Below are 14,493 nucleotides of genomic sequence, written 5' to 3'. Positions count from 1 at the left end.
CGAAGAACGTTAGCCCTGACCGAAAAGAGAAAACTGACAACATGAATACGCGACAATTGCGGGGACGACCTCTGCCGATCGTGATGCTGGCGGCGCTCGCGTCAGTACTGGCACTGATTCTGGCGTTCATCTCCGTCCCGACCGCCGGCGCTGAAACCGGCTCCGACCGAACCGGGGACTACGTCACCAGTGTCGATTTTACCCGGAGCTCCGGAAAACCCTCTTCGGAACCTCTGCGCTCGGACGAGGCGCTCATCCTGAGCATCGACTTCAGCGCCAAGGAGTTCCAGGATGATCCGGACAAGGCGGTGCAGCCGGGCGACTACCTCGTCTTCGAACTGCCGGGATGGCTGCACACGGTCAGCAAGGCGGTGAACCTCACCAACGCCTCAGGAGACGTGGTCCTCGAGTGCGAGAACGCCGACGACGAGCACGCCGTCAGGTGTGTATTCACCGACTTCGTCACAAAGAACTCGCAGGACGTCGGCGGCCACTACACGATGGTCGTCTACGGGATCGCGGGCGAGGAGATCGTTCCGCGATCCTTCGACGTCGGTCCCGTCACCGTGAGCGTGACGAGCATTCTCGACGCGGATGTCATCGGCGACGGAGTTCTCCCCCCGGTGGAGAATCCGAACCAGCCCGAGGTCATCCAGGAGAACAACTCGAAGACCGGCAATTTCGTCGGGGTGTCCAACTGGACCGAGAACCTCGGAATCATCCGCTGGAGCATCGTCGTCAACGGAACAGGTCGGGCCCTGAAGATCATCGACGAGATGGAGGGGCCCCAGACCCCGTTCGAGGCCTCGAACAGCTGGGACTTCGAGCGGAAGGGGGGCACCGACATTCGCGTCCGCACCCGGGCCGACGAAGACGCCTCCGGTGGTACGTGGGAGTACGTCGCCCACGGTGGCAACGCGACTCCGCTGCCCGCCGATGCCTGGACGATCGACTGGGTCGACTCCAACGTCACCATCGGAATTCCCGAGACCGAGAAGGGCAAGGTCTACCAGATCAACATCTACACCCAGTTCCCGATGGACACCTTCCCGAACGGCTCAACCGTCAGCAACACCGCGCGCATCGACGGTGTCGACTTCGACTCCACGATCACGGCGAAGGCGATGGTGGGCGGCTACGCCTACGGTAGGCCCGGATACGGCAAGATCGCGCTCACGAAGAACGTGGTCAGTGGCGTCGGGACAGTACCCGCCGGATTCAAGGGTCCTCTCGTCGGCGACACGTATTCGGTGAACCTCCACTGGGTGGATCCCGACGGAACGGTGCACGATGAGATCGTCAAGGTGACCGAGGGACAGGCCGATCTCGATTCCCTCCCCGAATTCCTCAAGGGCACGGAAGTCACCGTGACGGAGCAGGCCCCGGCGGACACCGAGACCTACACCTGGGCCGCTCCCGTCTTCGAGAAGGAGAGCGGTGACTCGAGGGTCACCATCTCGGACGACAAACAACAGGCGGTCGTGGTCGTCGGCGACAACCGCGTCTCCTCACTGACCATCCGCAACACCTACGCGCCCAAGACCGCGTCGTTCAGTGTGACGAAGCAGGTTGAGGGTCTGGACAGTGCGGAGTACGCGGACAGGGACTTCAAGTTTGACTTCACCTGTGGTGATCAGTCCGGTGTGTTGGATGTTCGTGCCGGGGAGACGGTGCGGTCGCCGGAGTTCCCGGTGGGTACCGTGTGCACCGTGGTCGAGGACGATGCTTCGGCTGAGTTCGCCGGTCATTCGTTGACCGTGTCGCCGGAGTCGTCGACTGTGGTCATCGCTGTTGATGACAGTGATGATCTGAAGGTGACCAACACCTACGATGGGCCTCCGCCAGTCGTCGACGGTTCCGGTTGGGCGTCCTCGGCGGGAATCCCCTGGCTCATCCCTCTGGTCGGCTCGGCGGCACTGGGATCAGTCGCGCTGCTTCCCCTGCTGTCCTCCGGCGGATCAGTCGCCACCCAGGGTTCGTCGAACGCGGGACCGGCGGCAACACCGACCGTCCCCGGTGCCCCGACCCCCGGGGCTCACGTCGAACAGTCACCGAACGACCAGATCGAACAGCCGAAGGAGGAACGCCGGGGAGGAATGCTCGCCGAGACCGGAGCGAACGTCCTGCTGCTCGTCATGGTGGCCTTCTTCCTCATGGGACTCGGACTGGTGATGGTGCGACGCCGTCGTAGCTGATTCCGGCTGATCACCGGCAGGTGATCGCCATCGGGCCGCCCCGGGAGAACACCTTCCCGGGGCGGCCTCGTCAGTTCCTGGGCCCGGTCCCGGTGTCCACACAGGTGCGGACATCAATCCGGGAAATTCACGGGGTGGGAGAGCCCATTCCGGTCGGTGATTGATCCCCGGGGAGTCCCACCGGACGCCGGATTCAGGCCAGTTCGGTGCGTCTGCGCAGCACGATCACCAGATTGCTCACCGCGAACTCCCGCAGAACCGGAACGCGGACCATCCACCACGCCCACGCGGGGTGGTAGCGCGGAAACACGCCGCACACCTCGGCGCCACTCGACCGCGCCCACTTCAGGCCGGCCGCGCAGGAGACGTCGAAGAGCGACTCACCGAACACGTTCTTCGGTGGATGGCCGTGCCGCCGGGTGTACCGGTCACGGGCGAAGCCGCCACCGATGTAGTGCGGGAGAACACCGGTCTCGTGGCCGCCGAAAGGACCGAGCCACACGGTGTAACTCAGCACCACGAGTCCCCCGGGGCGGGTGACCCGCACCATCTCATCGCCCATCGCCCACGGATCCGGTATGTGTTCCGCGACATTGGATGAGTAGGTCAGGTCGAAGACCCCGTCCAGGAACGGCAGCTCCGTACCCGATCCACGGACGGCCGCATCGACCTCGATACCGGCCGCCGACATCTCCCCCGCGTCCGGTTCGACCGTGACGTATCCACAGTCCCGCGCGGCGAACGCCCGGGAGAAGTAGCCGGGGCCGCCTCCGACGTCGAGGATGCGACGCCCGGAGAGGCCAGCACCCGCACAGTCGGCGTGGAGTGCCTCCAGGATCCGGGCGGTGTCCTCCGCGAGATACCCGTAGAACAGTTCCGGGCGGGCCTGTTCGAAACGGAAGGCCCGGAGCAGGCCGACCGACCGGTGGAGGGTCGCCAGCCGCCGGGTCCGGGTAAGTCGGGGTGAGGGGGGAAACAGCACTGTGACAGTGTATCGGTGACCGCCGGTTAGACTGACTGGGTCATGAAGATCCTGTTCCTGTGCTGGCGCGACACCTCCCACCCCCAGGGCGGCGGCAGTGAGCGCTACCTGGAGCGCGTGGGGGAGTACCTCGTCCGGCACGGCCACGAGGTCGTCTACCGGACCGCCGCGCACGACGCCGCACCACGGAGACAGACCCGGAACGGGATCCGTTTCACCCGTGCCGGCGGAAAGCTGACCGTCTATCCGCGTGCGTGGGCGGCGCTCCTAGCGGCACGGGTCGGGCTGGGGCCGTTGCGGGGTGCCGACGTCATCGTGGACACGCAGAACGGGATCCCGTTCTTCGCCTGCATCTTCGGTGGCAGGCCGACAGTACTGCTCACCCACCACTGCCATCGGGAGCAGTGGCCGGTCGCGGGGCCGGTACTCAGCCGGATCGGATGGTTCCTCGAACGCCGTGTGGCACCCCTGGTGTACCGGTCGAGTCCCTATGTCACGGTCTCCGAGCCGTCCGCGGGCGAGCTCGTGGAACTCGGGGTCGATGCCGAAGCGATCCGGATCATCCGCAACGGCATCGACCCGGCACCGACGGACTTCGCCCGCTATCCGGAAAGCGGGACGACGCATCTGGTGACGCTGTCCCGCCTCGTGCCGCACAAACAGATCGAGCACGCCATGAACGTGATCGCGGCCCTCGCACCGACGCGGGACGTGGTCCTCGATGTCATCGGCTCAGGGTGGTGGGAGCAGGAGCTCCGGGACCACGCACTGTCGCTCGGGATCGAGGACCGGATCGTCCTGCACGGCCAGGTCAGCGAGGAACACAAGCACGCTCTTCTCGCCCGCGCCACCCTGCACCTGATGCCGTCCCGGAAGGAAGGGTGGGGGCTCGCGGTCATCGAGGCCGCTCAGCACGGTGTGCCCACCCTCGGGTACCGCAGTTCGGCGGGACTCAATGATTCCGTCATCGACGGTGTCACCGGGGTCCTCGTCGACGACGAGGCGGCGCTCATCCACGCGACCGCTGCGCTTCTCGACGAACCCACCCGGCGAGCCAGGCTCGGTGCCGCCGCCGAGAAGCGCGCCACCGAGTTCTCCTGGGAACTCACCGGCGGGCAGTTCGCCGAACTGCTGGAGCGCGTCGCAACACGGCGGTGAGCACCGGTACGGCGAGCCACAAGCCCGTCAGCCCGAGACCCAGCCACCAACGCCGGCCCCGGCGCGGACTCCCGCCGAGATCGTGGATCGCCCCGCCGTCGACGACGACCCCGATCCCGGCAGCGCGGAGGCCGTCGGTGTCGCCGGCCCGCCACGACTCCACGCCCCGCACCCACCGCGGGTTCGGGGCGTCGGTGAGCTCGCAGTCGACCCTCAGGGCGCCGGGTTCGACCAGTGGGACGGCTTTGGACCGCGGGTCGACGACGGTTCTGCCGCGGTAGGTGATGATCGTTCCCGCGTCGGTGATCAGCACGTCACGTCCATCCGCGACCTCCGCGAGCTGAGCCCACGCGGGATCCGACGGAACCGGCCTCAGAATTCCCACCGCACGGGGGGCGTCGGGCATCTGGAGCACGGCGAGGAGGATGACCGTCCCCGCGAGGAGTGCCCGGCGGTCCGCGACGAGAGCGGCCAGCGCGGCGAATGCGGGGACGGCCAGTGCGACGTACTTCTGTGCGTCCCGCAGCAGCCCGGCACCGGGCACATGGGTGAGCGACCAGGTGGCCGCCCCGGGCAGGAGCCACCACCCCAGCGCGACCCCGAAGCCGATGCCCGCGAGTATCAGCAGTTGTCGCGTGCACCTGCGTATCCCGGTGGCCAGCAGTACCGCGAGCAGGATCCCGAACACCGCGAACCCCGCTGACCGTGACGCCGGAACGGCCGTACCGTTCCAGATGCCCCCCAGCCCGAGCAGCGCACCGGCCGTCCCGACGAGATGCTCCGCCCGGGGAGCGAACGCGGTGGCTCCCCCGACGCCAGTGCCGACCCCACCGAGCAGCGCCGGAACCAGCCACGGGAGAACCACCACGAGCCCGATCCCGGCGGCGGCCCCCGCCTGCCGCGGCCGGTGCCACGAACACGCGACCGCCACCACGATCCCCAGCACCGCACCTGTGGGCGTCAGCGATGCCGCCCACAGCCCCGCGGCCAGCGCCGGAAGGTTCCCGGTGAGCCCGGCCCAGGCGATTCCGGACAGCAGCCACGCGGCGATCACCAGGGACCAGTGTCCCTGCACCAGACGCTCCACCACGAAGGGGTTGGCGATGGTCACGGTCACCGCGGCCAGCTGCGGGCCGAGCCTGTCACCGCCGGTGACGTGCCGCGCGAGCGCCGCGGCCCCCGCGGCACCGGCCAGACCCGCGAGGAGAAGAAGTAGTCGTGCGAGCACCGAGGCATCGACGAGCATCCCCGCCAGAGCCAGGACCCCGTCCTGCGGGGCTCCCCGCGCCGGCAGGTCGCCGAAGCCCAGGGCCGACAGGCTCAGCGCCGGGTGGGGGAGCACCACCATGTCCCGCTGGATCAGGGCACCCGCCCCGGCGAGCGGCCACAGCAGAACACCGACGCAGAGAACCGACCAGGCGGTCAGGACGGTACGGCGGGTCACGCCACAGAGTCTACGGCCGGGACTGCGACCGTCGACGCAGCAGCCGGACACCGAGGAGGATGAGCAGCGCCCCGGCGATGCCGACACCCCAGCCGACCGAGCCCAGGAGATTCAGTTTCGACCGGCCGTCGAGGGCTTTCGCCCACTGACGTTCCTGCGTGGCGTCGTTCCACTCCGCCGTCATGGCGAGTGCCGTGCGGTTCGGGTTCACGGCGGCGTCCGGGGCATCGAAACGGGCCTGCGCCATGGTGCGTGCCTCGTCGTCGTCGCGCGCGAAGAAGTAGTTGAGGTACTCCCGTCCGTGCACGATCACGCCCGTCGACGGCTCGACCCACACCGTGCGGTCGTTGGCGTAGTAGCGGGTCATCGTCACCCGCTCGTCCGGGGCCAGGCCGCGCTCCTCCAGCTCGGCGGGGGTGTACCAGTCGCGGGCGGGTGTGGTCATCCGGAGTGCGTTCAGTGACGCCTTCTCGTGTTCGCTGACTTCACCGTCCAGATTGAACACTCCGCTGATGGCCGTGAACATGTTCACGGGGCCGACCTGCTGGTGGTAGCGCATCACCTTGACATCCTCGTGCCCGGACAGGATCTCCTCGTCGACGAAGTCGATGGGTTGCGCCTCCTGTGCCGTCGTGTCGAAGTAGGGGTACGAGCGGGCGTCCGAGTCGAAGGGGAACTGGTACTGCACCCCCTCCCGGGTGAAACCGTTGCGCATGTCATCGAGGCCCAGCCTCGGGGAGGTCGCGTGGAAACTCGACACCGGCTCATCCACCGGGAGCGCGGTGTGACGGTTCAGGGTGATCGTGTCCACCGTCGCGGAGATGATGTTGTCCGGTTCCGGGCGGTCGGTCCGCATGAGGACGTTGCCCGCCCGCAGCGTCACCACATCGGCGTCGGCCGGTTCGACGACGCTGATACTGCGGTTGCCGTAGACGGGGGTCGCGTGGCCGATGAAGCAGGACACCGGGGCCTCGTCGCCCTCGCACACAGGATCCGCCGCGTGTTCGGGCAGAACCTCCCGGGATCCGAAGGCGCGGGAATCCAGGAGGGTGGCGTCCATCTCGCGGGTCACCGTCTTACCGCCCGCATCCAGCGGAATCACCTTCAGGCGCGGCAGGAGGAACGACGGCAGGAGAACGGCGACGGCGACGAGCGCCACGCCGAGTGTGAGGGCGGTGAAACCGGAGACCCGCGAGGTCATCGCGACCCCCTTCCAACTAGGATCTGTGCAAGAACATGTGCCCGGGTGACGCGGGCGGAAAGGCGGCCGCGCCATGGGCACAGAAGGATCGTACCCGCAAACTACACGGTTCAACGCCTCACTCGAGGGGCTTCGCGCCGTCGCCTCCATCGGTGTTCTGCTCACCCACGTCGCCTTCCAGACCGGACTGGCGCCCACCGGTTTCATCGGGGGAATCCTCGGACGGTTCGACTTCTTCGTTCCCGTGTTCTTCACCCTGTCGGCGTTCCTGCTGTGGCGACGCTACGGCCCCCGGGCCGGTCGGGATGTCTCCTGGACCCGCTACCTGGCCAGCCGCGTGGGACGGATCTTCCCCGCCTATCTGGTGGTGGTCGCCGCCGTGCTGATGCTCCTTCCCGACGCCTACCGCAGTACCGGTGTCCAGCGGGTCGTGAATCTGACGATGACCCAGATCTACGTCCCGGGTGGTCTCGCGCCGGGACTCACGCACCTGTGGTCCCTGTGCGTCGAGGTCGCCTTCTACGCCGCGCTGCCGCTGCTCGCGGTGGTTGCCGGTGCCCTGCCGGGACGGGCCCGCATCCCCGTGATCGTTCTCGTGGCGGTGGTGAGCCTCGGCTGGGCCTGGCTACCGTTCGTCGCAGCGTCCCCCGCGCCGGGCGTCGCCAACCTGCAGATCCTCCCGCCCGCGTTCACCTGCTGGTTCGCGGTCGGCATGATCGCCGCGGAGGCCGAGGGCCGACTCACGCCGCGGGCGCTCCGGATCCTGGGCGGGCGCCCGGTGTGGTGGGTGCTCGCCGTCATCATGCTGTGGATCGCCGCGCAACCCTGGTACGGGCCCGTCGGTCTCGTGCACCCGCAGCCGGGCGAGTTCGTGCTCCGCGTGCTGGCGGGCACCGTGTTCACCGCCGCTGTCGTCCTGCCGTATGCCCTCGCTCCCCGGGAGGGGCTGTTGACCAGCCCGGTGTTCCAGGCCCTCGGCCGGTGGTCCTACTCCATCTTCCTGGTGCACCTGCCGGTGCTCGAGCTGATGTTCCCGCTCACGGGTATCTCTCCCTTCACCGGGCACACCGCGCTGATCGCGGCGCTGACCCTCGCTGTGACGGTCCCGGTGTCCGCCGTCGTGTACGTGCTCGTGGAGGAACCGGCGCGGGCGATGATGCGGCGGACGATTCGGGAGAACAAGGGAGTTGTCCACAGGCTCTCCACAAACACGACATAGTATGAGTGATCCCCATCACTAAAATCTGCAATTTATGCTAATTTTGACTAAAGTTGGCCGAGTAAGCCCCCGGGGGCGCGAAGAGAAAACGCCTGCCCAGGGGCGTTTGCGTGTGCTGAGGGCCACCAATGTCTGGCCGGACCGAGTGTACAGCTACGTTGATATTATTATGTGATGCCAAACTTGTCTTCTTCGGATGTGGAAGCTCTCTTCAGGTTCGCAGGGCGTGCACGGATGTCCACCTACGTGAGCGCAACCTCCGAGATGTGTCAAAGGCGACGGATCTGTACATGCACAACATCGAGATAGCTCGGTGGTGGTTCGGTCCGCTCTCCCACTTTGAGGTGGCGCTCCGCAACTCGGTCCATGATGCGCTCGCCGGAGAATACGGTGAGCGGTGGTGGAACGACGGATCCCGAATCACCCTCAGCGGTCCCGGCTCCGGACAGCTGAATCGGGCGCGGAGAGAGTTCGGGCGACGACGCCCGGAAACAGCTCGAGAGATGACAGCCGGTGACTTCGTCGCCTCGACATCGATGGGGGCTCTGGGGCGGGTTGCCGCACCGGTCCAGTGCACAGCATCTCTGGCGTCCTGTTCTGTACCGGGCCTTCCCCCAATGTCGATGTCACAGCCCTGACAGAGGTGAGATCTACGACGCGGCTCTACGGCTCAAGGGATTGCGGAACCGGATGGCGCACCTTGAACCGATCTGCGGGATGAACCACATTGCGCTGTACGGGAACCTGATTGACGTGCTGGCGTCGATCGATCAGGATGCGGTGAACTTCACGCGACGTGCATTTCCGTCCCCGCCACCGGTGCGCCCATGAACGGCGTTCCGGTCCGGAGAGTGGTTCAGCTGTTCTCCTTGGCCGCCGACACCACGGCCGCCACCGATGCCAGGGCGGCGAGCCCGACGAAGGGCACGTCACCGGCGTAGCCGCCCTGCGGCCAGGGGACGTGGGCGAGCCACATCCCGGCCAGGGCCATCCCACCACCGGCGAGAACGGCCGGTCGGATCAGGGTGTACCGCACCACCACCCATGTCACCGCCCCGAGGGCGAGCCCGGCCCAACCACCGACCAGCCACAGAGCGACCGCGCCCCCGAGCAGGAACGGCACGCCACCCTGATCCACGTCTGCGCCGGCGTCCGGTACGGAGCTCCCGCGGCCGCGGATCACCGCGAGCACGCACAGCACCACGGCGCAGAGCCACGCCACGCCGCCGCTGATGAGTCCCGCCCGATAGGGGGCGTCGCCGGCGAAGTGCAGCTCCACGGCACCGCCGACCCCGGCCGGGACACGGAAGGACCGGGTCGCGGCGTCAACCACGTCCGCGTCCACCACGGTACCGCCGACCGTGGCGGTGAGCCCGTCGAGGGCGGCGCGCCCGGTGACGAGCAGCCGGTCGGTGTCCGCGGGTACGAGGGTCCGTCCCACGGCGACCGGTGCCGTCCCGCCGGTGAACCCCTCCTCGGTGAGCAGCGTCCACTCCTGCCGGGTGCGCAGATGGTGGTCCCCGGCGGCGAGCTGTACCGTTCCGCACGACACAAACGCGCCGTCGATCCGGAGACTGCGTTCCCGCGCCTGATCGGCAAGCGTGATCCCGTGGTTGGGATCCTCGTCGACCGGGCGAGGGTTCCGGCAGTCGGGGGAGTCGAGCCGCACGGTCATGTCCCGGGGCACGGTGAACGCGCGATCGAGGACATCCTCGCCGGTGGTGATCCGCTGAAGGAGGAACTGCCGCACGCCCGGGGACGTGTCCGGCACCGTGACCGTCCGGTGCACGGGGGCTCCGTCGAGCGCGATGCGGGCGATGCCCGCCCGGTCCCGCGACCTGCCGAGGGTCACGCGGACGGTGTCGGTCGGGCCACCGGGCACGCGGATGCGCGTGGCTTCGTCGGCCACCAGACGGGCATCGACGCCGGCATCGCCGGCGGTGACGGTCACATCCACATCGTCGCCGGTGGCGGTGATCCGCAGTACGGGGTCGGATACCTGCCGGTCGGTGGTGATCTCGATCCACTCGCCCGCCTGCCGGCCCGGGGTGGGATACCAGGCGGTGGTCGGGTCACCGTCGACGGCGGCCGTGACCGACGCCCCCGGCTCCGCGCCGCCGAAGCTCGTGGCGTCCGACGCCGAGGAGGACGCCCGCACGGTACCGCCCTGCCCGGTGACGCGGGTCAACGGTCCGGCCGAGGGGTAGTCCGCCACCGGGTTGCGCACGTCCGCCCCCTCGGACCGGTCGGCGAGCGGAGCGGAGACCGCGCCATTCACCGCGCCGTAGTTGCGGGCGACCAGCTGCGGGGTGTCGGTGACGGTCTCCGCGTCGCCGTCGACGAGGGTGCGTGCGGCGGGGCCGGTGAGGGCGTCGAGAAGCGCGAGTGACTCCCCGCCCCCGGCGACGCGGACAGGTGTATCCGTGGTCGTGGTCATGTGCAGGCCGGGATCGACCTCGAAGACGGTGACCGGACCGAAGTCGTGTGCCGTGGCGCCACTGTCCCGGAGCCGGTCCACCAGGTCACCGGCCGGCGCTCCGGGCAGATCATCGCGGACCACGATCATCCCTATCCCCAGTCTGCGGACGGCGCGGACCGCGTCCCCGGGATCGATGGCCGGGGAATTCAGGACCGCATCGACACCGTCGAGACCACGGATCGCCTCCGGTGGGACGAGGGGGACGGCGTCCCGGACCACCCACGGGACATCCAGCAGCGGTTGCAGGGGCTCGTCGCGGGTCCAGCCCCAGTCCTGCCTGGCGAAGGACGCGGACGGGAGGATCAGCGTCCGGGTGTCGCGTGCGTGGGTGTTGAGCCAGTCCGCGGTCTCCCGCCAGTAGGCGGGCACCTCGTCCCAGCCGCCCCTGGGGGCGAGCCTGCCGCTGAGTGCCGGGGCGCACGCCCCGAGCGCGATGAGCACGACGAGGACGGCGGCCGCGTGCCGACGACCCGGATCCAGCAGCTGCGCGCGTGTCGCCGGTACGGGCAGCACCCGCCCCAGCGCCGCGAACCCGACGAGCAGCGGGATCCGGACCACGGGATCGAACTTGTGGATGTTGCGCAGTGCCGCGCCGGGGCCGTCGAGAACCCCACGGAGCTCGGGGCCGAGCGGGCCGTGCGCCGCCCCGAGAATCACGAGCCCGATGAGCAGCATCCCGATCCAGAGGCCGCGTCGTGTGATGGGGTGGCAGAGCCCCACGAGGCCCAGTGTCGCGACGCAGGAGGTGAACAGGATGAACACCGGGGAGGTCACCAGCAGGTTGCCGGCCACCCGTTCGGTGTCGACGAACGGCGCCCAACTCGTCGTCCCGCGCAGTATCTCCGTCGGATTCAGCCACCGGGTGGTCACGTAGGCGTTCTCGATGAAATCCGTGAAGGGGGGAGCGTAGTGGCCGAGCACGAGCAACGGGACGATCCACCAGGCGGAAACCACGGCGCAGCCGATCAGCCAGAGCACGCCGAGTCGTACCGCGTCGGGCCGCCTGTGCAGGACGCACCAGGCGAGGGCCAGCCCCGCGGGGACACATGCAGCCAGGGTGGCCGTGGCGTTGACGGCCCCCAGGCAGGCCACCGCGAGGACCGACGCCGCGATCCGCGACCGGCCCAGCCGGCCGACGACGAGAGGAGCGAGGATCCACGGGGCGAGTGCTACCGGCCAGGACTCGGAGGAGATCGCGCCCAGAGTCGTCAGTATCCGGGGGGACAGTGCGTAGAGGACCGCGGCGAGCACCCGGAACACCGGGCTGCCCACGTCGAGCGCCCGGACGAGCCGGAGGAAGCCCGAGTACCCCACCCCGAGGACCACCGTCCACCAGAGTCGCTGCGCGACCCAGTCCGGTAGGGGGGCCGTCAGCAGGAAGAACGGTCCCTGTGGGAAGAGATAGCCGTAGGCCTGGTTCTGCAGCTGGCCCAGGGGGAAGATGTCCGACCAGGCCGCGGTGGCGCGGCCGAGGAACCCCGCCGGATCGACGGCGAGGTCGTGCTTGGTGTCGGCCACGGCCAGGCCCGGTGACTGCAGGAATGCGAGGACGCCCAGCAGAAACCAGCCGATGAGATGAGTGCGGGCCGCGGTGCGCACGAGCTACTCGCGGGTGCCGTACTCCGCGCCGCCGAGGAGAGCCTCATCGCTGCTGATGACCTGATCCTGCGGGATCTGATCCTGCCCGGAGAGCTTCGCCACGCCGATGACCGCGGCGCCGCCGAGGATCACACCGACGACGACGCTGGCCAGCGCCGGGCCGAGGGTACGCCGCGTGTCGGAGTCTGATTCAAATGCCATGGGTGGTCGCTGCCGTGATCTCTCGTGGGGTGGGCCGGGATGTGTCGGAGACAAAAGCAGAGATTACCAGCTACCCGTCGTTCTCCTCCAACGGTGGAACGATGAATACCGGGAGTCCGGCGTGGTGCAGAACGTTGTCGGCCGTCGAGGACTGCAGCAACGACCGGAAGCCGCTGTTTCCCCGGGTGCCGGTGACGATGACATCGGGGCGGAGCTGTTCGGCCGCGTCGACGATGGCGGACCAGATGGCCCCCGTCGACTCGACGAGGTGGGCGTGGGCGATGAGCCCGAGGGATTCCGCGATCTCCGCGCCCTCGCGGCAGATGGCCAGCGCCTCGTCGTGTGCGGGGTCGCCGTCATCGTCCGCGTTCCAGTCCACGACGGAGACTCCGGGTGCACCCGCTGCGCGGGCGGCCTGCCGTTGCATCGGTTCCCACGCGGTGATGATCTGCACGTGCCGGGGTGAGAGCAGCTCCGCGGCGTAGGTCAGCGCCCGTCGGGCCTCATCTGATCCGTCGTAGGCGATGAGCATGGTGGTCGGGTCGGACTCCGGCATGGCTGGTGCTCCTCGGGTCGGCTGTGGGTACGTGGGATCGGGTGGGTCACCGCGGTCCGTGGTCCACAATCCTAGTCGGGTGGGTACGGTTGTCGATCGGGGTGAGGTTCGCGTCACGGGGCCGACTCCGGCACACTGTGGGCACAGGGCGGAAAGGAACTCGGTGAAGGAGGGACACGCGAATGCTGTGTGACGGCTTGTCCCCACTCCGCCGGTGTCGCCGGACCGCCCTCGCGGTCGGGGGCATGCTGCTGGGGCTGTCCGCCTGCACGGCGACGCCGGAACCCCTCCCGGAACCGGATCCCCGTTTCCACGTCGAGACCGGTGAGTTCCACGGTCCATCCGTGCCCCCGATCATCCCGGACCCGGTCCCTCCTCCGCCCGAACCGGAGTCGGTTGCGGCGGCCCGGGCCAATCTGCCCGTGACGCAGCGTGGGCTCGTCGCCTCCCTGATGACGGTCGGTGTCCGGGACTACGATGACGCGCTGTTCGCACTCGAGCAGGGTGCCGGCGGGATCTTCATCGGATCCTGGACGGATCCGGCGCTGCTCACCGGGCCCGACCGCAACATCGCGGCGCTCCGGCAGGCTGTGGGGCGCCCGTTCGCGGTGACCATCGACGCCGAGGGCGGACGGGTAGTCCGCCAACCCGACATCTTCGGGCACCTTCCCGCACCCCGGACCATGGCGGAGACCATGAGCCCGGAACAGGTTCGGGCGCTCGCCGCTGAGTTGGGGGGGAACCTAGCGCGTACCGGGGTCACCGTCGACTTCGCGCCCGTCCTGGACACCACCGGGGAACCTGCCGGTGCCGCGATCGGGGACCGGAGTTTCTCACCCGACCCCGAGCGTGCGGCGCGGTACGCCTCCGCGTTCGCGGCGGGACTCCGGGATGCCGGGATCACTCCCGTGTTCAAGCATTTCCCGGGCCACGGCCGTGCCACGGGGGACAGCCACTACGACCAGGTGCTCACCCCGGGGGTCGATCAGCTCAGGGAACTGGACCTGAGGCCCTATGGTCCGGTGCTGGATTCCGCGCCGGGTGCGGTGATGATCGGGCACATGATCGTGCCCGGGCTGGGGGATGAGGGGCTACCCGCCACCCTCAATCCGGCCGTCTACGATCTTCTGCGCAGCGGTGACTACCCCGGGGGAAAACCGTTCGACGGGGTCATCTACACCGATGACCTGTCCGGGATGAAGGCGGTGAGCAGCAGGATGAATGCTCCGCAGGCCGTTCTCACCGCGCTGCTGGCCGGCGCGGACGTCGCCCTTTGGATCTCCACCGATGAACTGGTCGCCGCGGTGGATACCGTCGACCGAGCGGTCACCGACGGGCTGTTCCCGGTGGAACAGCTGGAGGCCTCCGCGCTGCGTGTGCAGGTGCAGAATCTCGGTCCTCTTCCGGTCTGAAATCGGGTGTATAACTCCTGTGTAACGGTAGCGTAACGGGGATGTCT

The 14,493-nt window shown here is 68.5% G+C and carries 10 protein-coding genes; 4 read left to right on the top strand and 6 right to left on the bottom strand.

Features of this window, described 5'->3' with window-relative positions; translation table 11 throughout:
* Nucleotides 1-41: 41 nt before the first annotated feature.
* Nucleotides 42-2,195 (top strand): DUF5979 domain-containing protein, encoded by a 2,154-nt coding sequence (locus KRX55_RS08760; protein WP_218407368.1) that lies wholly within the window; start codon nt 42-44, stop codon nt 2,193-2,195.
* Between the two features lie 193 nt (nt 2,196-2,388).
* Here KRX55_RS08760 and KRX55_RS08755 read toward each other — a convergent pair whose 3' ends face one another.
* Nucleotides 2,389-3,177 (bottom strand): class I SAM-dependent methyltransferase, encoded by a 789-nt coding sequence (locus KRX55_RS08755; RefSeq protein ID WP_370625804.1) that lies wholly within the window; start codon nt 3,175-3,177, stop codon nt 2,389-2,391.
* Between the two features lie 42 nt (nt 3,178-3,219).
* On the opposite strand from KRX55_RS08755, the gene KRX55_RS08750 reads away from it, so the two are divergent.
* A complete protein-coding gene (locus KRX55_RS08750; protein ID WP_218407367.1) occupies nt 3,220-4,335 on the top strand; it encodes a glycosyltransferase family 4 protein in 1,116 nt (371 codons plus the stop codon).
* On the opposite strand, the gene KRX55_RS08745 is transcribed toward KRX55_RS08750, so the two are convergent.
* Both KRX55_RS08745 and KRX55_RS08740 read right to left on the bottom strand, forming a co-directional pair.
* The gene (locus KRX55_RS08745; RefSeq protein WP_218407366.1) at nt 4,283-5,779 is read right to left on the bottom strand and encodes a hypothetical protein; all 1,497 of its coding nucleotides are present in this window, start codon (nt 5,777-5,779) and stop codon (nt 4,283-4,285) included. The genes KRX55_RS08750 and KRX55_RS08745 overlap by 53 nt on opposite strands.
* A gap of 10 nt (nt 5,780-5,789) precedes the next feature.
* The gene (locus KRX55_RS08740; protein WP_218407365.1) at nt 5,790-6,980 is read right to left on the bottom strand and encodes a DUF3068 domain-containing protein; all 1,191 of its coding nucleotides are present in this window, start codon (nt 6,978-6,980) and stop codon (nt 5,790-5,792) included.
* Nucleotides 6,981-7,053: 73 nt separating this feature from the next.
* Between KRX55_RS08740 and KRX55_RS08735 the strand changes: the two genes are divergently transcribed.
* Entirely contained in the window at nt 7,054-8,199 is a 1,146-nt protein-coding gene (locus KRX55_RS08735; RefSeq protein ID WP_218407364.1) for an acyltransferase family protein, read from the top strand.
* Between the two features lie 856 nt (nt 8,200-9,055).
* Here the strand turns inward: KRX55_RS08735 and KRX55_RS08730 are convergent.
* The 3 genes from KRX55_RS08730 to KRX55_RS08720 all read right to left on the bottom strand — a co-directional run bounded on the left by KRX55_RS08730 (nt 9,056) and on the right by KRX55_RS08720 (nt 13,034).
* A complete protein-coding gene (locus KRX55_RS08730) occupies nt 9,056-12,277 on the bottom strand; it encodes an alpha-(1->3)-arabinofuranosyltransferase domain-containing protein (protein WP_218407363.1) in 3,222 nt (1,073 codons plus the stop codon).
* Nucleotides 12,278-12,280: 3 nt separating this feature from the next.
* On the bottom strand, nt 12,281-12,478 hold the full coding sequence (locus KRX55_RS08725; protein WP_200254643.1) for a DUF2613 domain-containing protein: 198 nt from the start codon (nt 12,476-12,478) through the stop codon (nt 12,281-12,283).
* A 70-nt stretch (nt 12,479-12,548) separates the two neighbouring features.
* A complete protein-coding gene (locus tag KRX55_RS08720) occupies nt 12,549-13,034 on the bottom strand; it encodes a universal stress protein (RefSeq protein WP_218407362.1) in 486 nt (161 codons plus the stop codon).
* Nucleotides 13,035-13,231: 197 nt separating this feature from the next.
* Between KRX55_RS08720 and KRX55_RS08715 the strand changes: the two genes are divergently transcribed.
* Nucleotides 13,232-14,446, top strand: a complete 1,215-nt coding sequence (locus KRX55_RS08715; RefSeq protein ID WP_370625803.1) for a glycoside hydrolase family 3 N-terminal domain-containing protein — start codon at nt 13,232-13,234, stop codon at nt 14,444-14,446.
* Nucleotides 14,447-14,493 lie beyond the last annotated feature (47 nt).

The sequence above is a fragment of the Corynebacterium sp. TAE3-ERU16 genome (assembly GCF_019209935.1).
Classification (GTDB): Bacteria; Actinomycetota; Actinomycetes; order Mycobacteriales; family Mycobacteriaceae; genus Corynebacterium; species Corynebacterium antarcticum.
This window is presented reverse-complemented; position numbering and strand designations above follow the sequence as displayed.

Coding starts and splice junctions, on each gene's coding strand:
- KRX55_RS08740 (WP_218407365.1), bottom strand. CDS start 6,980: ATGACCTCGCGGGTCTCCGGTTTCACCGCCCTCACACTCGGCGTGGCG.
- KRX55_RS08720 (WP_218407362.1), bottom strand. CDS start 13,034: ATGCCGGAGTCCGACCCGACCACCATGCTCATCGCCTACGACGGATCA.
- KRX55_RS08760 (WP_218407368.1), top strand. CDS start 42: ATGAATACGCGACAATTGCGGGGACGACCTCTGCCGATCGTGATGCTG.
- KRX55_RS08750 (WP_218407367.1), top strand. CDS start 3,220: ATGAAGATCCTGTTCCTGTGCTGGCGCGACACCTCCCACCCCCAGGGC.
- KRX55_RS08725 (WP_200254643.1), bottom strand. CDS start 12,478: ATGGCATTTGAATCAGACTCCGACACGCGGCGTACCCTCGGCCCGGCG.
- KRX55_RS08735 (WP_218407364.1), top strand. CDS start 7,054: ATGGGCACAGAAGGATCGTACCCGCAAACTACACGGTTCAACGCCTCA.